At 42.2% G+C, this 23,009-nt stretch carries 18 protein-coding genes; 7 read left to right on the top strand and 11 right to left on the bottom strand.

The window, feature by feature from the left end; all coding sequences use genetic code 11:
• Positions 1-7: 7 nt before the first annotated feature.
• From AC04NP_RS21235 to AC04NP_RS21190, 10 genes are all read right to left on the bottom strand, one after another.
• The gene (locus AC04NP_RS21235; protein WP_482861954.1) at positions 8-331 is read right to left on the bottom strand and encodes a hypothetical protein; all 324 of its coding nucleotides are present in this window, start codon (positions 329-331) and stop codon (positions 8-10) included.
• Between the two features lie 135 nt (positions 332-466).
• Positions 467-1,588 carry a flavin monoamine oxidase family protein gene (locus AC04NP_RS21230; RefSeq protein ID WP_482861953.1) on the bottom strand — a complete coding sequence of 374 codons (1,122 nt, stop codon included), beginning with the start codon at positions 1,586-1,588 and terminating at the stop codon, positions 467-469.
• A 596-nt stretch (positions 1,589-2,184) separates the two neighbouring features.
• Complete coding sequence (locus AC04NP_RS21225) at positions 2,185-4,437, bottom strand: alpha-L-fucosidase (RefSeq protein ID WP_482861952.1); 2,253 nt, start codon at positions 4,435-4,437, stop codon at positions 2,185-2,187.
• A gap of 336 nt (positions 4,438-4,773) precedes the next feature.
• Positions 4,774-6,279, bottom strand: a complete 1,506-nt coding sequence (locus tag AC04NP_RS21220; protein ID WP_482861951.1) for an alpha-L-fucosidase — start codon at positions 6,277-6,279, stop codon at positions 4,774-4,776.
• A 353-nt stretch (positions 6,280-6,632) separates the two neighbouring features.
• Entirely contained in the window at positions 6,633-8,336 is a 1,704-nt protein-coding gene (locus tag AC04NP_RS21215) for a RagB/SusD family nutrient uptake outer membrane protein (protein ID WP_482861950.1), read from the bottom strand.
• A gap of 11 nt (positions 8,337-8,347) precedes the next feature.
• The gene (locus tag AC04NP_RS21210) at positions 8,348-11,824 is read right to left on the bottom strand and encodes a SusC/RagA family TonB-linked outer membrane protein (RefSeq protein ID WP_482861949.1); all 3,477 of its coding nucleotides are present in this window, start codon (positions 11,822-11,824) and stop codon (positions 8,348-8,350) included.
• Between the two features lie 131 nt (positions 11,825-11,955).
• Positions 11,956-13,002 (bottom strand): FecR family protein, encoded by a 1,047-nt coding sequence (locus AC04NP_RS21205; protein WP_482861948.1) that lies wholly within the window; start codon positions 13,000-13,002, stop codon positions 11,956-11,958.
• Positions 13,003-13,339: 337 nt separating this feature from the next.
• Complete coding sequence (locus tag AC04NP_RS21200) at positions 13,340-13,960, bottom strand: RNA polymerase sigma factor (protein ID WP_482861947.1); 621 nt, start codon at positions 13,958-13,960, stop codon at positions 13,340-13,342.
• A gap of 455 nt (positions 13,961-14,415) precedes the next feature.
• Positions 14,416-16,590, bottom strand: coding sequence for a TonB-dependent receptor (locus tag AC04NP_RS21195; RefSeq protein ID WP_482861946.1), 2,175 nt, complete (start codon positions 16,588-16,590; stop codon positions 14,416-14,418).
• Between the two features lie 76 nt (positions 16,591-16,666).
• Positions 16,667-16,990: a hypothetical protein gene (locus AC04NP_RS21190; protein WP_482861945.1), complete on the bottom strand. Its 324-nt coding sequence runs from the start codon at positions 16,988-16,990 to the stop codon at positions 16,667-16,669.
• Positions 16,991-17,343: 353 nt separating this feature from the next.
• On the opposite strand from AC04NP_RS21190, the gene AC04NP_RS21185 reads away from it, so the two are divergent.
• Both AC04NP_RS21185 and AC04NP_RS21180 read left to right on the top strand, forming a co-directional pair.
• Positions 17,344-17,637 carry a type II toxin-antitoxin system HigB family toxin gene (locus tag AC04NP_RS21185; protein WP_482861944.1) on the top strand — a complete coding sequence of 98 codons (294 nt, stop codon included), beginning with the start codon at positions 17,344-17,346 and terminating at the stop codon, positions 17,635-17,637.
• Positions 17,638-17,648: 11 nt separating this feature from the next.
• On the top strand, positions 17,649-18,011 hold the full coding sequence (locus AC04NP_RS21180; RefSeq protein WP_482861943.1) for a helix-turn-helix domain-containing protein: 363 nt from the start codon (positions 17,649-17,651) through the stop codon (positions 18,009-18,011).
• A 34-nt stretch (positions 18,012-18,045) separates the two neighbouring features.
• Here the strand turns inward: AC04NP_RS21180 and AC04NP_RS21175 are convergent, their stop codons facing one another.
• The gene (locus AC04NP_RS21175) at positions 18,046-18,369 is read right to left on the bottom strand and encodes a hypothetical protein (protein ID WP_482861942.1); all 324 of its coding nucleotides are present in this window, start codon (positions 18,367-18,369) and stop codon (positions 18,046-18,048) included.
• Between the two features lie 182 nt (positions 18,370-18,551).
• Between AC04NP_RS21175 and AC04NP_RS21170 the strand changes: the two genes are divergently transcribed.
• From AC04NP_RS21170 to AC04NP_RS21150, 5 genes are all read left to right on the top strand, one after another.
• A complete protein-coding gene (locus AC04NP_RS21170; protein ID WP_482861941.1) occupies positions 18,552-18,980 on the top strand; it encodes a helix-turn-helix domain-containing protein in 429 nt (142 codons plus the stop codon).
• Positions 18,981-19,310: 330 nt separating this feature from the next.
• The gene (locus tag AC04NP_RS21165) at positions 19,311-20,246 is read left to right on the top strand and encodes an ABC-three component system protein (RefSeq protein WP_482861940.1); all 936 of its coding nucleotides are present in this window, start codon (positions 19,311-19,313) and stop codon (positions 20,244-20,246) included.
• Positions 20,239-20,478: an ABC-three component system middle component 8 gene (locus tag AC04NP_RS21160; protein WP_482861939.1), complete on the top strand. Its 240-nt coding sequence runs from the start codon at positions 20,239-20,241 to the stop codon at positions 20,476-20,478. Before AC04NP_RS21165 ends, AC04NP_RS21160 begins: the two co-directional genes overlap by 8 nt.
• A gap of 185 nt (positions 20,479-20,663) precedes the next feature.
• Positions 20,664-22,238, top strand: a complete 1,575-nt coding sequence (locus AC04NP_RS21155) for a DUF2326 domain-containing protein (protein WP_482861938.1) — start codon at positions 20,664-20,666, stop codon at positions 22,236-22,238.
• 169 nt (positions 22,239-22,407) lie between these two features.
• Positions 22,408-22,983, top strand: a complete 576-nt coding sequence (locus tag AC04NP_RS21150) for a Crp/Fnr family transcriptional regulator (RefSeq protein WP_482861937.1) — start codon at positions 22,408-22,410, stop codon at positions 22,981-22,983.
• Positions 22,984-23,009: the final 26 nt, after the last annotated feature.

Raw genomic sequence — 23,009 nt, 5'->3', positions numbered from 1 at the left:
CAGGATTCTACCCATACGGTGATTGGAACTGTTGCCGTGGAAAGGGGTAAGCAACAATAGTGGTGATATAGGTACCATTGGTATTTAACATCCAGGTCCCTTTTCCTATTTCACCTTCGGTCTTTAACTCAAAAGTCATATCCTCTTTCAAATTAATATAATCTCCCTGTTCTATTTTGGGAACTTTATAGTAGTCTTCTTCATCTGCATATTTATCCAGATGCCAGGTATTTAATAAATCATTTCTATCAATTTTTTGAGCATAAACTCCATGCATTGAAAAAAATACCGATACAATGAACAGGCAAGCTGTTTTTATATTGTTTGTCATATTTTTTTGGTTATAAATTTTGCCCTGGCCCATATAATTGGTAGTGACACTCGCACCAAAGCTTCGGTGTTACCATATGAGAAATAAACCGGCGACCCTCGAACCGTCCAACATTTACTCAATTGCGGGCATTTTTCAATCTGTAATTTTATCAACTGTCTCTTTGGCCGCCTGCGTGGCTGCTTGCACGCTTCCCCAATCATCACCGGAAGTATAAGCTTCTCCTGCAAAATAGATTTTATCCGCAACCGGTTTAGAGAGTGTTCTTACCGTCTTCCAGTCTTCATAGTCATTGAGGTAAGCCCCTTGTATGCAGGGTTCTTTCGACCAATCCTGAACGATGTGATCGATGTAATTGGGTGTGGCTCGATTTGAAAAAATCTTATCCAACTCATTCAGAATGTAATTTTTCAAATCGTCATCATCGAATGATGTGTAGTTTTTTGCGGGTGTACCTACAGCAAACAAACCCAATATGTTTTTATCAGTATGCTGACCGTATGCTGCATCGAAATAGGAAACCTGACCATCTGTTTCAGGAGTTATTTTGAAATCTATGTAAGTCGGGTAAAATCTTTCGGAAAACGCTAAGAAAACTTTAATCCCGTCCCAAACCACAGCGTTATCTATGGCTTTTAATTTGTTTTTGGGTAACGGTGGGGTGAATTTGACAGTACCATTTTGAATTATTTTTAGTGGCACCGTTACAATTACTTTATCTGCCGTGTATACTTCACTTTCCGCGCTGACCATTACCTTACTGCCTGTGTAATCGACAGTATTTACAGCCGCATTACAGACAATATCCTGAGATATGGAAGGGACAATATGTTCGTCAAAAAAATCGAACCAGGTGCTATTCACAAATTTTCTATAATTAAGGGAACCCAGATCACTTAATAATAACTTGTTATTTTTCCAAATACCATATTCATCATTTTGGTTGTATCCAACAGTATTGACATCCACAGAAACCGCATCGTCGTTAACAATCTTATCAAAAATACTAGTGCTAACGGTCAGCCATTCAGCCCCTAACGGAATCGGGAAGTCTGCAAAGTCATCTGTCTTTTTTATTCTCCCTCCGTAACCCGGGCTAGCTTCCAGTATTTTGAAATCAATCCCTTTTTGCTTCAGTAAATACCCGGCCGAAAGCCCTGCAGCTCCGGCACCAATTACAAGAACCGTGGTTGAAGAAGTACGATCAGAAATATGGCGATTTGAATTACTATAGGCTGGAAAAGCAGATATATGCATTCCCAGAATTGAGGCTGCTTTTAAAAATTCTTTTTCAAAGAGTACGTCACCACCTTCCCCTGGTTTGTGTGTCGATACCTCCGGACTTTTGTTTACTCATTCAAAGTTGATTCCCCATGAATCAAGAATGTATTATAAGAGAAAATTGCCTTGTGTTTCATACGCTATAACAACGACACATAAGCGTTTGTTAGCCATGATGTATGCTTTTATTTTCACATGCTGTTTTATACAGATACGACACTGGTTTCAGGTAATCGGTTGGCACGCCTGAGCGGATTAATGTAAGCTTTTTTTGGTTTGACCTATAGGAACACTACTTGAATTTTTCCGCTTCTTTGAGCAAAGTGAGTGAAGGTACTTGTCAATACCTTGACAATAGCCCTATTTTATCTTTAAATAATCCTACCCCCCTCTGGCGGTGCCCTTCAATCTACTGCGCTTTTCAGGTACATTTTTCGTAGAATCAAAATGATCTGCAAAAAAATAATTTCAGATCAAATTTTTCAAGTATAATGTAACAGTCCGGCCTTTTAAGAGCAGCCAAAAAAGACTGAGAAAATAGGGTTAAAAAACGATATTTTTCGAATCCTTCGTTATTTTTCTTCCTCAAAAAAATCAATTTCGGCAATAGCGGCCAGCCGGCTGCCTCCTGCTATTGCCTTGGCCTGTACGCTGATGTACCTGGTTTTTACAGGCCGGTTGAAATAATGCCTTCTCGGTGTTGGATCGTTAATCAGGTTACCAAATTCAAATGCTTCCCGGGCCATCCACTTTTGACCATCAGCACTGATTTGAATTTCGCCCTTTTCTATCATACCCAGGGCATTCTCTGTTTGTGGGGTATAGGCAAACCCTTTGAGCATATATTCTTTTCCCAGGTCAATTTCCAGATAATGCCGGCTGCCCTTTTGCTCTGATAACCAATAGGTATTGGCATCTGCATCGAAAGCTTTTGTTCCCTGGTGTTTATCTTGCGCTCCATTCGATGCAATCAATCTCCAGTCCTTTTTGATCACACCGAACAGGTTGGAGGCTACGCTGCCTTCCTGATTTTTAACAAATGCACATGCTTTGACTTCACCGGATGGCATCATGAATGGCGCTTCATAGCGCTTTGCGTTCTTAGTAGGTGTGGAGCCATCCAAGGTATACCTGATTTCAATGTCCCTGTTGATATTTCCGGCTATGTCTTCTCCATGGGGCTTCCATCGGAAAGTATGCTGCTTAGGTTGTATGCTAACCATTCCATGGATATCTCTTTTGATGGAAACCTGTGGTGGACGGGTTTTATAATAGTGGGCCGACACAGCGGAAATAGCCGGTTGCAGCCGGGATTCAAGTACCCGGATCCTGAATTTTTGGGAGGTAACTTCGGGAAAGCGAAGTATCCTTTTATAGCCTATATTGGTTCCCGATGCAATTTCTTTCCAATCATTATCTATCCAGGCATCCAGCACATGCTTTTCGACCCTTTCACTATGCGTGACGATAGCCTCCCGAATGACAAAACGGTTGATAGTAACGGGTTGGGGGGTGTTAAATTCTAAGGGCCTACTGTTGTCGGCTAATAATTCATAACTTTCCTGATTGCCGTCCAGTATATTTGCCGGCCCTTTTGCCTTGTCCAACAGATTTTTAGCATACGTTTCCTGTATACGCCGTCCAACCTCCTCCAAAACTTTAACATCCGCCTCAGAAAACCTGCCTTCCCGGTTTGGTGGGATGTTCAACAGAAAAATGCTATTTCCTCCAACCGACCTCTCGTAAATGTCAAAAACGTCATCTGCACTACGAACTTTTTGATCTACATCATCCCTGTAAAACCATCCCTCCCGTATCGAAGTATTCGTTTCTGCCATTTGATAATGGAGATATTTTCCCTGATAGAGCTCATCCCGGCTCCCCAGGGACGGGGCAGTGAGATCAGGGAAACTGTTTATTTCATTCGGATCGTCCTGATAGGGAATAATATTCCATTCGGTATCCCTGGTTTTCCCGGATTCGTTTCCACACCAGCGAACATCCTGCTTTCCGAATACAACAGCCTCAGGCGCCAACGTGCGAATAAGCGCTTTCCAGGCTTTGTAATTATAGGTTTGACCTCCTTTTCTTTTGGGATGGGCCCCGTCAAACCATACTTCATGAATGGGGCCGTACTCTGTAAGCAGCTCAAATAATTGGTTAAGAAAGTATTCGTTATAATCATCCACCACAAATGTAAAAGTGGTTTTATTTTCAAAGGGGCGGCCTGCAACCGGTCTCGGGATGATCCGCTCCGAAGGCTTGCTAAGGTTTCCATAAAGTCCTTCAGGGTTTTCTATTTGATACAGATCTGCGGGAGACAAGTAAACCCCCAGTTTTAATCCATACTTTTCGCATGATTGGGAAAGTTCCCTGAGTATATCACCTTGTCCGTTCCGGAAAGGGGAAGACATCACCCCATGCCGGGTGTAGCGGGTTTGCCACAGGCAAAAACCATCATGGTGTTTGACAGTAAGGATTACTAATTGCATGCCTGCGGCTTTCATGGCTTTGCACCATTGGTCCGTATCCAGGTTTTGTAAATTGAATACGGCGGGATCCTCCATTCCCGATCCCCATTCCATTCTGGTAAAAGTATTGGGCCCGAAATGTATAAAGGCAATGAATTCGTTTTTTAAAGCCGCATATTGGTTAGGTGTCGGTACCACATGGGCCGCCTTGATAATGATGGAATCTTTGGAATCAGTATCAGTGATTTTTATGGTGCTGGCAGTAGGGATCAACAAACCGTCGCTCCTGGAGCAGGAAATAAAAGTGATCAGCAATAAACTGTAAAAAATGGCTTTTTTTGTCAATGCTTTCATTGTTTTCATGTTTTTAATCATGGAATCTTTGCAGAAACGGGTTCCAATATTTGAAGTCTGTTCCGGCCTTACATTTGTCGTTTTTAATTTGTTTATAGCAACTTCCTCAATCCTCCGTAGTGGTAAATACCACTTTGATACGCTCGTATGCCCATGGCAATCAGTAATACTATCACAGTATTTTATTCAATCAAATCTATGACATCCCAAAACAATATGCTACCGCATATTTGATGAAAAGTGATGAAATCTTAACACCTGGTACAAGTCCTTCAACAGCTACTTTACTTCCCAATTATGGGTTGGTAAAATCCGTATTTGTAAAATATGCAGATATTATTTTACACCGGTCATCTTAAAGGCGAAGGCATAGTAATCTGTTTCACTGAAATGACCGGGGTCAAATTCAGGCATGGAGACTATTATATTATTGCCTGATTTCACATAGGTCAACTTCTGACCGGTAGCAAGTAAAGTTATTATGGAACGCTTATTCAATTTAATATCTTTTATGATGAGTTCCTTACCTGGCCATTTTGGACTGATCGCATATACATTATCTCCTTTAGATGTGAAAAAAAGCTCCTTAACAGCCTTTCCGGGTTGTTGATCGATGGTTTGCTTCAGTATATAATCACCTTCCACATAAGCATATCCGGCTTTGACAAGGTCAAATTCCCGGCTTCCGGCAGACCATTGATATGACCTTTTCCACTTTCTGGTACCATAAATTGCTTCTCCGTTGGTTTCGAGCCACTTACCGATCTGTAACAGCCGCTCCTGCATGATAACCGGGATCTTACCAGCCGCGGTGGGGCCTACATTGATGCAAAGGTTACCTCCCTGGCTTACAATGTCGGCGAGCATAAGAACCAGCATTTGGGGGGAATTATAGTCCTCGATATCTTCATTTCGATTATACCCGAAAGACAAACCCATACCACGGACTTCTTCCCATGGTCTGGTAAAATTCACCTCTTCCCTTTGATATTCCGTGGTAAAATAGCCACCGTGTTTATGTCTCTGACCTTTTGCCCATCTGTCATTAATTACCACATGGTCCTTAACCGGCGATTCATTAAACAGCCAGGCCAATAGCTCTGTGCTTTTCCAGTAGGTGTCGTCTTTCTCCCACTCTCCATCGGCATATAAGAGATCCGGCTTATATTTGGTTACCAGATCCTTGAATTGCGGGTGGTAGTAGTCTGTTACAAATTTGTCCAACCCGGCCTGATACCATGGATGATACCATTCGTATAAAGAATAATAAAGCCCGGCTTTTAATCCGGCGTCTTTCATCGCTTTTATGTAGTCTCCTACTAAATCCCTTTTAGGGCCTGTTTCCACACTACTCCAAAGATATCCTCTTGATGCTGTGGCATGTTTATCCGGCCAAAGTGTAAAACCATCATGAAATTTGGAGGTCAGGATAACATACCTTGCGCCTGACTTTTGAAAAATTTGCGCCCATTTTTCCGGATCGTACAGTTCAGCCTTCCATAGTTTGGCGAAATCGATATAATTAAAATCCTCTCCATACGTTGATTTGTGAAAGTCCGGGATCTCCTGACCGGTAAATTTTCCATTACCGAAGATAGACCCACTTGTGAACCAGCGTAAATACCACTCCTGATAAGTCCCTTTGGGAGACCAGGAGGGCACAGAGTAAGGCCCCCAGGTAATAAAAACTCCAAATTTTGCATCTTCAAACCAACCGGCTATCGGACGACTATCTAATGACTCCCAATTCGCTGCATACTTTTTATTTTGTCCGTATGAGCCTGTTATACTCAGTATGGCCACTAAAGCAAATAGTATCTTAAAGCTTTTTTTATTTTTCATCTTTCAATTTGATTGCTATCTTCCTTAATTCATTGCACAAGTACGGAAAGTTAACAAGGTTTGGTTATTTTCAAAACCAGTAAAGCAGGTTTCTTATTTGAATGTCATTTTCAGTGAATCCGGCGTCCATTTTTACGTCCGAAACTTCAAAACATTGTTGTCTTTAAATACTATCTTTTCTGAAGTTGTGTTCACAACCCCAAATTTGGTATTGAAGAACAACTAAAAAGGCTGGCGATATAATTTTTGCCAGCCTTTCTCTTGGAGACTTTTGAGACGGCCTCCGTTAAAATGAAATAGGTACTGTAATCGGCTGTTTTTAATCTAAGCCGACGGAAATTCCCTATAAAAAACTAATCCCATCCCTCGTTTTGTACTAAAACGCCTTCGCTTAACTGAATTTGCTGAATCGGCAAGGGAAAAAGATAGTTCCGTTCCGCAAATTGGCGATCAGCCCTGCTTTCCACCAATTTAAAGCCTTCTGCATCCGAAGGAAATGACTGGCTAATGCCTTCAAATTGTTCATCCCATGCGCCACCTCCTATGTTCACGCCCCTGATATCCTCATTCAATTCTTTGACGGCCGTTTTCCAACGTTTCAAGTCATTGAGCCGGTGATTGTCATAGGCAAGCTCTACGGTGCGTTCCCTCCGTATTTCCGACAGCATATCCAAACCGTGGGCATTGACCAGTGCATTGGTCAGGCTGGCGACGCCTCCCCGTGCCCTGAGCAGGTTTATCGTAGCATCCAGGTCGCTGTCGGAAATGATCCCGTTTCTTTCAAAAAGCGCCTCGGCCAGGTTTAAAAGCAGCTCGGAGTATTTCAGCACATGCTTGAACTCACTGCACCTGCCCCAGACAAATCCTTCTTCATCAACAGAAACCAGCTTGCGCGCTTTATAGCCGGGCGCCGGACCTTTGTCAACGAAGGAAAACACAGGCCTTTCACCTTGCGGATTGTCCCTGTTCCTGAATCTGAAGCCGGTGGAACCAGGGATCGTAAATGTGTTGGACATTCTCAGGTCCCTGTTCTCAAACTCGGAAGTCATCGTACCATATCCCTGAAAAAGAGGAGAAACATCGATGGGTAATCCGTCCGTGCAGGCATACATGTCCGCCAGTTTTTTGGTGCCATCGCCAAAGCCTCCACAGCAGAGCCAGTGGCCTAAAGCGTGCCCGCCTATTTCAGGGTGGTACCTCCTGGCCAGGATCTGCTCTTTCGAATCGTTACCGGGCAACATATACGATTGCAGATAGCTATCTTCCGGGTTATCAGCGTAGGTGAAAAGTTCATATTCCCCGCTTGCAATTACCTCCCGGGCGGCTGCGATGGATTGGTCCAGGAGCGCATTTACATTGCCCGGTGTACCGTGATATTTCGCCCAGGTGGCCTCAAAAAGGGCTACCCTGGCTTTCAGGGCGTATGCCGCTCCCCGGGTGACACGGCCTATATCAGCGCCGGAAAGCGCGCTTTGCAGGGGAAGGTCCGGCGCTGCTTCGTCCAGGTCTTGTAGTATATTGGTAATGACCTCATTGCGGGGGGTCCTCGGTCTTGTCAAAAGCTCATCATCCAGGCCTGTAAGGACCCTGTCAAAATAAGGAACATCACCAAAGCGGGCCACCAGCGTAAAATAGGCAAAGGCTCGGAAAAACTTGCCTTCGGCCACCGAAGCGGCTATTTCCGATCTGTCCCCTTCATATTCTTCGGCTCTGGCCAGCATCGTATGGATCTGCCTGAGCTCCTGGTAGGTATTGGTCCAGACATTGTCATTTTCACCAGCCACATTGACGCCTGCGCTCACCGTGTTTTGGGCGTCTCCGTAAACAATGTCCGAATTGTCGTCAATACCTCCTATGGTTAAATGCCCGGGAAGTAGTGTGACATAATACCGGTTGGCGGCCAGTTTGAAGTCATTCGCATTTTTCCAGAAATTGGCTTCCGAAAGGGTTGTCCGTGGCACCAGGTCCAGGTCCTGTGTACAGGAAAATAGCACGGCCAACAGCAGTACCGCACATTTCCCATTAAAAAAAGCTGTGTTCTTATTTATCTTTTTCATCTCGATCATTTTTAAAAGGTTACATTGACTCCCAGTGTGTACAATCTTGAAAAGGGGTACTGTTGCGGAGAGGTTTGGTCGAAGGTCAATGACTCGGGGTCAAAACCGCCTGGCAGGTTGTGACTTTCCCACAGGTCAAATCCGGAGATATAGACCTTCAATCTCTCAACCCCCACCGCATTGGTAACGCTTTTGGGCAGGTTATAGCCAATGGTTACATTTTTTAGCCGCATATAGCTGGCGTCCAGCATAGTAAGGGTGCTTTGGTTATAATTCCACCGCCTGATATTGCCATGCGATATCCTGGGGTACTGGGCATCGGGCCTTTCGGGGCTCCATGTGGTGTTCCAGAAACGGGTATCGGGTTTGTGCCACCACCAGAAAAAGGGTGCGGACCAGTCGCCATCAAGAAAAATTTCTTTTTGCCCGACGCCTTGTAAAAAAGCGGAGAACTCAAAACCTTTGTAGTTAAAGCCCAGGTTGACGCCGAAGTTATAGCGTGGTGTGGGGTTGCCCAGTGGCACTACGTCGCCCTGGGTAGCCTCCCCGTTTTCATCGAGACCTCCAAAGACACTGATCAGGCCATCTCCGTTAACATCTTTGTAACGGGCGTCGCCTATGCCAATCTCTGCGGGGACCTGGCTTCCCGGCTTGAGGTACTGTGCCTTATAGTCGTCCAGTTCCTGCTGGTTTTGAATGATACCGTCAAAAACCCAACCATGGTAGGTGTTTACCATCTGTCCTTCCCTGATTTCAACCCTTCCTTCGGAATAAGTATCCTGGCCGCCGTAATCGGTTACCTCGTTTACTGCATCGTCCACGTTTATATTGATAAAATAGGAAAAGTCCGAGCCGATTTCGTCCTGCCAGCTTAAAATGGCTTCCCAGCCTTCAGTCCTCAATGCTCCGTTGTTTCCGGCCGGAAGCGGTGACCCGATAAGGGCCGGCGATACCAAAGGCACCAGCATGCCCACGTTATCCTTGATAAAATAATCAAAGCTACCCGACAGGCGGTTATCCAGCAAGGCAAAGTCCAGGCCGATATTATAGGTCTGGACGGTCTCCCAGGTGCGGGTGGGGTCTATCAAATTGCCTACATTGGCCCTTTCGATCCTTGCACCATTACCAAAGGGGTATTCCCCACCAATAGAGACGGTCTCAATATAATCATACAGCCCTATGCCCTCCTGGTTGCCGGTCTCGGAATATGAAAGGCGCAGCTTAAGGGCATCGAAAACATTGAGGTTCTGTACAAAACTTTCTTCGCCCAACCGCCAGGCAGCGGAGGCCCCCCAGAAGAAGCCCCAGCGGGTATCGCGGGCAAAGCGGGAGCTGCCGTCATAGCGGGTGTTGAGTTCAACAATGTACTTGCTGTTCAGCACATAGGAGGCCCTGCCAAAAAGGGAGCGGATGGTCCACTGGGCATCGGTTTTTCCGTCACCTCCTGCAATATTGTTGGTTTGATTTTCGCTGTCGCCCAGGTTGAGGGAGAAAAAATCATTGCTGGGGAACGCTATGCGGCGTGCCCAGAAGCCACTCCGGTCAAATTGCTCGTGGGAGGCGCCGGCCGTAACGGTCAGGTCGTGGATACCGGCAAACTCGTTGCTGTAATTCACATAGCCTATCAGCGTACTGTAGACATCTTTGACGAATTCCTCGGTACCCGTGTTCGGATTATTCCTGTAAAACAAAAACTCCCCTGTTTCTTCATCCCAGTTAGGGATCCTCCTTAGAAAGTTATCCTGCTCACGAAACCTGAGGTTCGCACCCACCTGACCGGTAACGGTCAGGTTATCGATCACTTCATAATCTACTTTTATGTTGTTTTCAATACGCGTATCATAGTCGGTAGTAGTACCTGACTCTGCCGTAAATTGCATGGGAGTGGTATAGCCTTGTGTAGTCGCATATTTGGTGGGGTCTGCTACTGTATAGGGTCTCATAAACGGAAAGAGTGTTAAAGCAGAACCTATGCCTAACTGGGTAGGTCTTTTGCTCACCTGCCTTGAAAAGCCTATCCGGCTATCAATGTGCAGCCGCTCAACAGGCTGGAAGCCCAGGTTAAAGCGGGCATTTGCCCGCTGGTTATTGTCTTCCGGCGCTACTTTTAAAAGCCCGTCCTCATGCAAAAAACCAAAGGATCCACGGTAAGAAAACTTGTCCGTAGCGCCGGAGATGTTCACATCGGTATTTGACTGAGAACCTACATCAAATGACATGTCGGTATAATCCCATGTTTGTGCATATAGCGTTTCACCGGGCAGTCCGTTAAATTCAAATGGTTCCCCTGTCTCATTTCTCAGGGCTTCCATCACCTCGTCGGAAAGCTCAAATATCCTGGAATCGCCCGGTGTGTTTCGATCACCTTCCTGTCCCATTCTGATCACCTGGTATGAATTTAGCTGTTCGAAGAAATCGGCCCTTCTTCGCAGCGAATAGTTGGTGTTCACATTGATGGTAGGCTTGCCCGTTTTTCCCTTTTTTGTGGTGACCAGTATGACTCCGTTAGAGGCCCTGGCGCCATAGATGGCCGCCGAAGCATCCTTGAGCACCGTAAAGTTCTCCACATCATTGGGGTTGAGGTCATCCATTGAGCCGGGGACACCGTCAATGATGATCAGGGGGCTGCTGTTGCCGTTGACCGTTGAGGCGCCCCTGATCTGAATGTTGAAGCCTTCCGAGCCGGGCTGGCCGTTGCCTCTTGTGACCACAGCGCCGGCAAGCCTTCCCTGGATACCCTGGAGGGTACTGTTGATGGGTATATTTTCAAGCACTTCATTGTCCAGGCTTACTACAGAGCCCGAGAGGGTTTCCCTGCGCTGTGTGCCATAGCCCATAACAACAACCTCAGCAAGTGTCTCGATGTCCGGAGTAAGAACAAAATCCACGGTTGTTCTGCCAGCTATATCGACTTCTTCTGTGATATAGCCGACATAGGAGAAAACCAATGTAGTGGCATCATCAGGTACATTCAAAGAATAATTCCCCTCCAGATCTGTGATGGTTCCAATGTCTGTGTCTTTAACCAGTACATTTACACCGGGAAGTTCACTTCCGTTTTCATCCGTTACCTTTCCCCTTATCGGCCGGTCAGGCAATTGAACTTCCATGACAATATTTTTCATAGAACGATTTTCTGTAACATGAATAACCTCGTTAACACGCTTGAATTTAAGATTAGTTTCCCGGGCAATCTGACGCAACAAATTGCCTATAGAGATCTCTCTCGCATGAATACTCAGTGATTCTTTATTTCGTATCTCTCCTTTTTTGTAGGCAAATCGAAAATCCGTTAGCTTTTCGATCTTGTTAAAAACCTCTTTTAACTTTGATTCATTGAGCTCGATCGTTACAAAGATGTTTTCAATACTCTTTTGTCCTTTTGTAGATTCTGCGAAGAGGAAAGAATAAAAGAAGGTCTGCAACAAACACCCAATTAATGCATACTTTGACATGATGAGTGCTTTTTTTAGTATTTTTGTCATCATACTGAATTTTTTGGTAAAACATTTCTTTATCAATTTTCGGTAGGTCTCGCACGGTGTTATCCAGTCATTCCCCAATGAATTTGTGTGGCGCCGTGCTTTTTTACTGTAATTTTATTTATCTCATAGTACTATTAATTAATGGTTACAACTTTATCATCGATGGTAAATTTAAAATCAAAGGCAAATGAAAGTCCCTCGAGGATCTCTTCCAGGGATTTACTATTATAAGTAGCTGTATAATCTCTATTACTGGTTATGCGCTTGTTTAATACAAAGGTTACCCCATACCACTTGGCCAGTTTGTCAATGATTTCATCCATGTCGGCATTTTCAAAGTGAATGATATTGTCTTTCCAGGCTATTTCCTTCAAATAGCTAAAGGTATGTACATTGAGTTTCCCTGATGCTTTGTTAAAAACCGCCATTTCTTTGGGAGTGATAGTAAGCGAATTCTTACCTCCTTTACCCTCTTTATTTTCTACAAACACCTTTCCCTCCACTACCGCAACTTTTATCTCCTGCGAGGAGGAATAGGCGCTGATATTGAAACTGGTGCCTAATACAGTCGTATTAAACCTGCCGGTATTAATGATAAATGGCCTGGAGGCATCTTCCGCTACCTCAAAAAAAGCCTCTCCTTTCAATGAAATCTCCCTTGTCTCTCTCGAGAATTCTTCGGGAAAAATAAGTGTACTGGCAGCATTCAATCTGATTTTTGTTCCCTCAGGCAAAGTAATGGTTGAAGTGCTTCCGGCAGGATTGGAGCGCTCAATCATCTTAACCTCCTGACTAACTGGCATTTCTTCATTTCTGTTGAATATCGTCAACACATAAAGGCAAGCAAAGCCAATAATAAAGCCAACAAAAATGGCTGCGATCCTCGAAAACACGAATTGCCGTTTTGCAGGGCGGCTTAAATATCTGATTTTTTGAGAAGATGCTATATTACTTTCTATATCCTCCCAAAGCTGGACTAATCTGTTGTTATCAATCGCTTGTTGATTTACATGGATGGCCTGAAGAATTTTTCTTGCCCGCTCCACCTCGGGTTTTTTGTCAGGATTCTGCTCAAGCCATTTTTCCCAAAATAACTTACTCTCGGTATCTTCATACTTCACCCACTTCCAGAAGCTTAAATCCTGACAAAAATCCTCGACATTAAAGTTTTCGTGATCCATTTTATAGGTTACATTTGAACATGCATCATTTTTGCGATTTCCGGCTTCTTACTACTAAAATTTTCAGCCATTCGTATGACAATAGTAAGCAAACCAGGGGCTCCGGTGATTCAATGTTTTTAACTACCGGGTATTTCAGGCCAATAGTCAAGGGAAAACAAGCCGTTCATTCATTGCCGGTTGTCAAAGTATGACAACCTGCCTATTCAACATAAAACAGATCATGGAGCATCCCTTTTTTTAGTCATGCCTGTTGCGACGATAAGCTAAGATCACCAGAGCTTCGATATAAAAAGACAGAAATTGCCTTTTTGTAACCTTTGTTGGAAAACTTTTTTTAAAAAAAAGCCAGGAAAAGCGTCAATATGGGAAATCCTGTGGATCTAAAGCGGCGCTTCATGGTTTTAATGGCCTTATACATCAGATTGCGGGCAGATTGATATGAAATATTTATGACCGAGGCAATTTCATCATATTCCAGTTCACAATAGTAGCGCAAATAAAGTACTTCCCGTTGCTTTTTGGGGAGTTTAGATAAATGATTGGCCATTGTACTTATGAGCGCTGCTTCAGCTTCTTTTTCGGTAAGGTGTACTTCAGCACTGGCCGTCATAACAAAGTTATAATTATCTATGGCAAAATTTCTGTCTATGACAATGTTGTTTTTTGAAAGTGTTCTGATGAGCTTTCTTCGAAAGGCTGTTAACAAGTAAGGCTTGATATGATCTGTTGCTCCCAGACCTGCCCTTTTTTCCCATAAGTCAAGAAAAAGATCCTGTATACAGTCTTCAATCTGTTTATGGTCGTTGGTAAACTTAAACCCGTATTGGTACAACATTTCAACATATCGATTGTAGATATAATTTAGCGCATCTTTATGGCCATTCCGTAACGTATCCCAGATTTGACGTTCAGATTGATCATTAATAAAGAAAAACGTATTTACAGATGCTCTCACAGCTAAACTTTTAAACCCAGCATACCTTATATTAGTAAAGGTTTCCTGTAATCAAATCTAAATCCTATGTTAAGGAATAATTTGAAATTATGCAATCAGGGAATACAGTTTCAGCATTCAGCAAAGTTTTATCCAAGCTTTAGTGGCTGTTGCACAACGTTTTTTTCGAAAATAATGAAAGCTGGCGCGCGTTTCTCCTCCCAGTCCTATCATCATTCCGGTATAGGTAAGTATAACAGGGATAAAACCTATGACACCGAAGCATGCTTACAATACTACCACTGAATTTCCCAAAATGCCGCGGCAGTCGCTATTTGATAGCTGTGGCCGCGTCAATGAGGAGTTTTTCTGTATTTTCTTTACCGATTAGCTCACCCGTAAATTGATCTGTTCGCAAAAATATCCGGGCATCTGCTCCGGCACGTACATGGTCGCATAAATTGTTTTGCCAGGTTTTATTTTTTCCATTTAAATCCTCCGTTAACCACAAAACCATCGACCGGCGCATAAATGTCACGGAACTGCGGATTGTCGATGCTTCCTGTAAAAATGGTGTCAAAAGCAGTTTGACGGGTGTCCAGGAAGTTTTCAAAATTCAGAAAGATGGAAAAATGCTTTCCGAGTTTCTTTTCGGTCATCAGCCCGGTAATCCAGTACGATTCGCCGGTGGTTCCGTCTCCCAACTGCTGCGGACTGAAATAGTAGGCTTCCAGTCCTACCCAGAAGTTGTCGTGCTTTTCATACATCAATACGTTATTGAGCCGGTGTTCGGCTACCAATGGAAAAGTGGTGGACTCCCCGTTGTAGTGTTCCAGTACCCTGGCATGGGTGTAGCCAACAAAAAGCTTCAGGTCACGGAAACTCCATTTCATGTTCACTTCCACGCCTTTGGTGTCCACGTAGCCGTCCGGCTGCATAAATTCAAAATGGCTACCCACCGAAGTCAGGACAAGCGGATCCTGAATCTGCGTGTAGAAAAAGAGGACGTTGGAAGAAAGCGTCAGTTCTTCTGTCACGGCAAGGCGGTAATTGATATCAAAGTTGGCCCCAAAAGAACGCTCTGCTTCAAGTTCGTCAGGATTGATGGGTCGGATATTCCTGAACTGCAGGCGTTCGGCATCTTCTGAAAACACAGTGGGTGTTTTGTAGCCCAGCCCACCACCCAAACGAAAGGTCAGTTGCCGGAACGGTTTGTGCATCAAAGAAAAACGGGGTAGTGGGAAAAGGCCGTATTCGGTTTGATAATCCAGCCTGAAGCCGGTTTCCAGCACCCATCGATGGTGTAAGTTCCAGATGTTCTGTGCAAAAGCTCCCAACGTAGCATCCGAAAAGCCCAAATCCTGTCCATCGCTGCCGCTGTTTTGCTCAAAGCGGTCCGTCCACAGATTGAGGCCGGTAATCCACTCCGTTTTTTCTCCGGGCCAACTGACATTGGCCTCGCTGAAAGAGGAAAATTGCTTTCCGGCAAAGGCAAAATCAGGAATTTCTACCGAGCGGTCATAAAAGTTCAGACTATTTTTTAAGGTGAAGGTAGCTGTGTTGCCAAATTGATGTGTGAGCTGAAACTGGGAAGAAAGCCGGTCGGTCTCGTTTCTTTCAAAATACGGATTGGCTACCTCTTCCCCCTCCACATAATCCATGTTGCCACCTAATCGCTCTTCGGTGACAAAATTCACCCCGGCGTTTAGGGCAGTGCGTTCGTTCAGGTATAAAAACAGCCTCGGATTCAGCGTAAAACGGTCGAATTCCGGGATAGCAGTAAGCTCGATACCGGCGGGATCATAGGGCGTGCCTTTGTTATAAGAAGCAAAAACCGTAGCGCCCACCTTACCGAATTTTTCTGCATAAAAGCCGCTGGCATCCAACCCCAGCGCCGAGGTGCCATTCAGCATAAAACTCAGTTCCGGTTCTTCTTCCGGGGTTTTGGTGATCAGGTTGACAAGACCGGCAATAGCCCCTCCTCCATACAAAGTGGACGAGGCCCCTTTGATCACCTCTACCTGCTTCAAATCGAGTGGAGCAATCTGCATCAGGCTCAGGCCCCCTGAAAAACCCGAGTAGAGCGGCAGTCCATCGCGGAGCAGTTGGGTGTATTTGCCATCCAGTCCCTGAATGCGGATGCTGGAATTGTAGCTGGTAGCCGAGGTCTGCTGGGTTTGGATACCGGTACTTTCGTTGAGTAACATGCGAATATCGCCTGGCTTCATGTTCCCTTTTTCCGCCAGCTCTTCACCGGCAATGAACTCTACCCGCGTAGGGATGTCTTCAATGGTGCGGCTGCTCCGGGTAGAGGTGATGACGACCTCCTCCATCTCCGTATGCGCGTGGTGAAGTTCAAAGGTCTGATCCTGTTGGGAAGCAGGTTGCGGGAAAGTAATTTTGATCAAAAGTGATTCATACCCCACAAAGCTGATGTCGACCGGGTGCTGTCCCGCAGGGATGTTAGTGATGATGACTTGTCCGTCCGGATCAGTCACATCGCCTATGCTTAAAGTGGGAAAAGATACAGTTACTCCTACCAGGGGTTCCTGACTTTCATGGTCGACGACCCTGGCTTTAAAGGTATGTTGGGCAAAGACGGCCTGGCTCAATAGCAACGTAAGGCCGCCTAAAAGGTATTTTAGTTTCATTTTTCAGATTTAAACAATGGACAATAAGCGGACTGCTGCTCCTTAAGCAGGTCCGGTTTTACTGGGTTGCGTTAGTTTAAATCTGTATTGGAGGCTTGTTGGGTGGATGCAGGTGGCTTCCGTAAAAGCTTTCCGTATAAAAGCTGTTAAAGTCCTGTTCGATGAATGACAAGCAACAGGAAACAAAAGAGGAAGCCTGCTGGTAGACAAAGCCGAAACAGCTCCCACAGGCATAGAAAGGAGAAGAAGGCCGGTCATGATCGGCGTCATCCTGGCCTGTATCCGAATGTTCGGCGCATTCAGTAGCTGTTTCTTCCATACAATGGCTGTCTCCATCGCAACAGGGTGTCATGGAGAGCAGGAGGGTTATCAACGCGAGGAAGAATGCTAATACCTTCATGTGTGTAAGTTTATTTCCAAATGCAGGATGACCAAAGTTTATAATTGTTTCATGCGGTCAAATATAGTTAAATGGACTGAAATACTGGTACAGGCAGAAAACATTTTACGCTGATAAATCTGTAACCTGTCTTCTAAGACTAAAGCAAACAAATAAGTATAATTTTTTTAACAACTAAGCGCAGTTGGAAATTGACAGTTGACAATGAACAATGGACAATTATTTTATGGTATGCACCCTTGGACCCGCGATTATGAAATCATCTCATCATTAAGGCCAAAAACGGGACATTCCAGAACAAAATCCAAGCATTGTTTTTTATTAGTTACATAAAATGTAACTTTGTATCATAAATGAGGGTGGTCAGTAGAAAAAAGATAGTAGAATATTACAGGGATCATGCCATGAGCAAAACGGCTTTGGAAGTATGGTACAAAAAAGTATCTAAGTCTTCATGGGAAAATCTCAACGATTTGAAACAAGACTATTTGGGTGCTGATTATGTGGGTAATAATAGGGTAGTATTCAATATAAAGGGCAATGACTATCGGTTGGTTGCTATCATAATTTATATTTCTCAAAAGGTATACATCAGATGGATTGGTACCTATGCTGAATATGACAAAACAGATGTCAAAAATATTTAATATACAGTGCCATGAAAGCAGTAGAAACTAAAAAACAATATGAAGAAGCGCTCAAAAAAATTGATGCGCTAATGATTAAAATCGGAAATAATCACAGTTATGATAATCCGGATTTTGTAATGATGGACAGGCTCTCCGATCTGGTTGCTCAATATGAAGACAAACACTTCAAAATTGAAACGCCCTCCCTGATTGATGTGATTAAACTAAGGATGTATGAGTTAGGGTTGAAACAATCGGATTTGGCTCAAAAGCTTGACGTCCCCAAGACAAGAGTTAGCGAGTATTTAAGAGGTAAACGGGATATCACTATGGATGTGGCCAGAAAACTTCATAAACAACTAAACATCGATGGCGATATAATTTTGCAATAAAATCGTCACTAAACCTGCCTTATCTTTTGAATTTTTATAAATTAGATGGTTCAGTGAAGTCTAAAGCACGCTTTTTCGCCATTAAATCAATATAAAAATCAAAAGCCCGCTCCCGGAATTCTTTGGCGTCTTTAGGGTCGATGTTTTCAACCAGCTTGTTCTGGCAATTGGTGTACCAGGTATAAAACTCATCTGAAGTTTTATGTCCGGTAAAGCCTGTAATCTTTAAAATCAATGCACTGAGGTCAGACAAGTGGAAACTTGCGTCAATACCCGCCCGGTTCAGGTCGTTGATCAATTTCAAATTATGCAATTCCTCCTTGATCAAGGATATGGCAAACTCTGTAGTGTTAAGCATTTTTAAAAAATTTATGTGACCTTAAAAAATAAAAAGGGGGGCGTTACGAATTGGAATTAAGCAAAGGAATTGTGAAAATCAGTTGTATCCCACCCTGCAAAGTTGTATTTTACATTTTTTTAATTCCCCCTTCAACAAGTCCGGATTTTTGTTACAACCCTGGAATTAAATATATTTGCTTTATGAAACATAAAACCAAATCCCGTCCAAAACACCTGGGAAGGAAGATCGGCCGTATGCGTGAAGTATTAGGAATTAAACAGGAAGTAGTAGCCGATAAATTAGGCATCAGTCAACAGGCGGTTTCTAAAATTGAACAGAGTGATAATGTTGATAATGTTATGCTGGAAAGGATGGCTGAAGCCTTGGGAGTCAACCCGGAGGTAATAAAGAATTTTAATGAAGAGGCCACCATAAATTACATTCAACAAAATTATGAAGGGTCTAATCAAGACGCTTCCAATGTATTTGGATCGCACAATCAATTTACCTATAACCCACTCGACAAGTTGATGGAAGCCCTTGCAGAAAACAAAAAACTGTATGAGGAATTGTTGAAAAGTGAGCGGGAAAAGGTGGCGTTGTTACAGAAGCTTTTGGATGAAAAGTAAATTTCGGCCCAAAATGAGGTCTTTAATAGAATATAATACAGCACATACAATTTTTTGCATCAGTTTGATCTTCAAACCTCCTTTGTTCTGAATATAGCAAGGTGAGAAGTCAGACAGTTGTGTAAGGCGTATTGATTATTTTTATTCACTCCAATTCAGGGAATGGGGCATAAGTGCTTTACACAAATCATGTTAGATGTAGCTGTCTGAATTAAATTACCGGTTAACCAATATCGCTATACCTGGCAAGGGAAATTGATGTTGCTTTAAAGGAGATTTGTAGTTTATGCAGATCAGTTAATTTTTTAAACTTGCTATAAAATAAGATGAATGGATTATCCGCTCTATTTTTTGACAGATGAGGAATTTGAAGATCTTGTCACTTTAATTTGCCAGAAAATTCTTGGTGAAGCGACTGTAAATTTTGCCAAAGGTCCTGATGGAGGAAGAGATGCAAAATTTCACGGAACAACGAATGGATTTCCAAGCGCCACACAACCCTGGAGCGGTAAGCTTGTAATTCAAGCTAAGCATACAAATGTAGCCAACGCAAGTTGTTCTGATTCCAGGTTTCAAACAATCATAAAAAAAGAGGTATTACCAGCCATTCATAGGTTGATAAAAGCTGATCAGATTGAATACTACCTTCTTTTCACAAATCGGAAACTTCCAGGCAAGCAAGAAGAAAGTATTCATAAAACAATCATCGAAGAAACACAGATTAAAAATGTAATTTGCGGCCTTGAGTTTATTAACTTAAAACTAAAAGAATTCCCTGAAGTAGCTCGCACATTAAGTTTAAATAAGCTTTTACTCCCTTTACAATTTGATGAAGAAGACCTGAAGCATATAGTGCTTGCATTTAAGGAACAGAAGTTCCGGGAGATTCAGGAAAATATTAAGCATATTGAAAAAAATTTTGCTTATGTTGATATTGAGAGAAAAAATAAAATTAACAAATTAGGCAAAGATTATTTTGGTCAACACATGGTCAGGTATTACAGTTATTTTGAGTCAATAAAAGAATTTTTTACTGACCCGATTAATCATGAACTGAAATATTATTACGACAACACTGTTGATGAAATAAATCAGTTAGTGACTGTTAAAAGAAAGGAATTTGGTGCATTTGAGGAGATTATTAAATTTTTATTTGACTTTGTAGTAATGAACAATCAGGATTTGAAAAAGCACAAAAAATTAGTAAATGTTTTTTTGCACTATATGAATTGTATTTGTGATATTGGCGTCAAAGAAAATGATTAAACCCGATAAGCATACCGACCCCAAGCTAACAGCTATTTACGTAGCTGGATTAATTGTGAAAGAGCTAAAGTTAGCAGGGACATCCCGCTATGATGAGTTGCTTGATAAAACTGTATTACTTCTTGGAAATAAAGCTAAACAACTGTTTATTCCGGCTACTTCTTTATTATTTTTAATTGATAAAATTGAATATATAAGAGATAGTGACTCTTTCAGCCTTAAGTCGTCATGAAACTAAGCCGGATATATGCTAACAAAAAATTCAAAACAGTAAAGTTCAATGAAGGATTCAACGCGGTTCTTGCTACGATTCATGATGTGTCAAAAAAAAAGGACACCCATAATTTAGGGAAGACATCGCTAATCTATGTTATAGACTTCTTGCTTTTGGGAAAATTTGATAAACGCCGACATTTATTGAGTAATAGCAAGTTCTCAGGTTACCAATTTTATGGTGAGTTTGTCCTTAATAATGGTGAATATCTGATCATCCATAGAGCTGTTGATCTCCCAACTAAGGTATCTTTTAAAAGAAGGAACGCCAGGCTTAAGGAAAATCAGCTTAAATTTAACTGGGACTACCAGGAATTACCATTTAATCAAGCTAAACACCTATTAAATGAGTACCTTCGGTTTGATGTCCTTCCAAATTGGATATACAGGCAATCCATTACCTACTTTTTAAGAACTCAAAAAGATTTTGGTGATGTGTTTCAACTAAATAAATTTAAAGGTCAACATAAAGATTGGAAACCTTTAGTCTTTGACTTAATTGGATTTAACGGTGAACTAATTAAAGAAAAGGCAAATTTAGAAGAAAATAAAAGTGAAATTAACGAACGGATTAAAACCATTAAAAGTGAAATAAATGTAGATCTTTCTGAAAGGGATAAACTGCTTGGATTACTCGACATTAAACAAGGTGAGATAGCAAAACTGTCAAAAAGTTTAGACCGGTTTAATTTTTTTGAAAAAGATAAAAATATTAACGAGGATTTAATCCGGAAGCTTGACTTTGAATTGCAACAATTAAACTCACATCGATATACACTGTCCTCCGAATTGGAGAAAACAAATACGTCCATTCAATCCATAGAAGACGATGGCTTGAGCTTTGGTGATTTGGAAAGATTGTTTAATGAGACAGAAATTTACTTTGAAAGACAGCTAAGAAAGGAATTTTCCGAACTAGTGGCGTTTAACAGGAGTATTTCTGAAGAAAGATTAAGGTTCTTAAAGATAAATGCCTCAGAACTATCAAAAGAATTAAAGGCTGTGAACGTGCAAATAAAATCACTGGAGGAAGAAAAGAGCGCACTTCTTTCTTTTTTAGTAGAAAAAGACCGCTACCAAAAGTTTAAATCATATCAACAGGATTTAGCAAAAACAGCATCTGATGTCGATAGGTTGCAAGACAAAATAAAATACCTGGATCAGGTACAGCAGTATGAGGAAAAACTTGATTCGATAGAAAAAAAAATAAAAAAACAAACTGAAGTTTTAAGAAAGGCCATTGCTAACAGGAACCATGCCGAGGTAAATAAACAATTCGATCATATAATTTTTGATGTATTGCATACGCATGCTTTATTAATTGTAAACCAGAATAAACAAGGTAATGTTGAATTTAATGCTGAATATCAAAACCCGGCAGATCTCCTTGAGAACTCACAAAGTAAGGGATTTACATACAAGAAATTTCTGTGTATGGCATTTGACCTGTCAATTCTGATGAAGTATTCAAAAAACTCATTCTACAAGTTTGTGTATCACGATGGTGCCTTGGAGGCAATAGATGATAGAAGAAAAATCAATTATCTGAACAAGATTAAAGAAATCTGTGAAGATTATAAAATACAATATGTATTGACCTCCATTGATTCGGATTTACCCTACGAGGATGGGCAAAGGGTGGCTTTTCAAAATGACGAAATATGCCTGAAATTACATGATAAAGATGATTCCGGTAAATTATTTATGATGAGCTTCTGATCCTGACATACTTATATAGTATCTGTCAGGTTGTGCACAATGAAAGATAAATCTAGCATCTTGCAAGAAATAACAGGACTGATTCAGCCAGCTCATCCGGAATATTAAATTTGATGTAGCTTTATTAGGAATTTCTGGTAAAGCTACATAACAACCTCTGTTCAATAGTATGATAAACACATTCTCAGATTATTTTGAAAAATATGGTGCGCTCTCCGGAGAGACCAAAATAGCTGTCGAAAGTATCTCTACTCATGTTTCCCTCCCGGGTAATGAAAAAATACTTACCGCAGGAAGTACTATGAGGAGTATATACCTGGTCTTAAATGGATCAGCGAGACTTTATTACTATCATGAAGGGAAGGAAATCACCAATGAATTTTTCTTTGAGGGGGAAGTAATTGCCGACATGGAAAGTATTTACTCAAAAAAACGGAGTAACTATTACATTCAATTACTTGAAAACTGCCAGCTCATTGAAATAAAGTATCCTGAACTAGAAAAATTATACAGGCAGCACCACGACCTGGAACATGTAGGCAGAATGATCGCCATAGCCTGTTACCTTGAAGAGAACGAACGCAACCGGTCGTATCAAATGTTAACAGCTAAGGAAAGATATCTGAAATTGCTTGAAACACATCCGGATGCAGTGAACAGGGTAAACCTCGGTCATATATCATCTTATATCGGTATTACCCAGGTGCAGCTTAGTAGAATCCGATCAGAATTGGCTTCTTTTTAACAAATGTAAAAAGAAAAGGATACCGG

The sequence above is a fragment of the Agaribacillus sp. DX54 genome, assembly GCF_056858335.1.
This window is presented reverse-complemented; position numbering and strand designations above follow the sequence as displayed.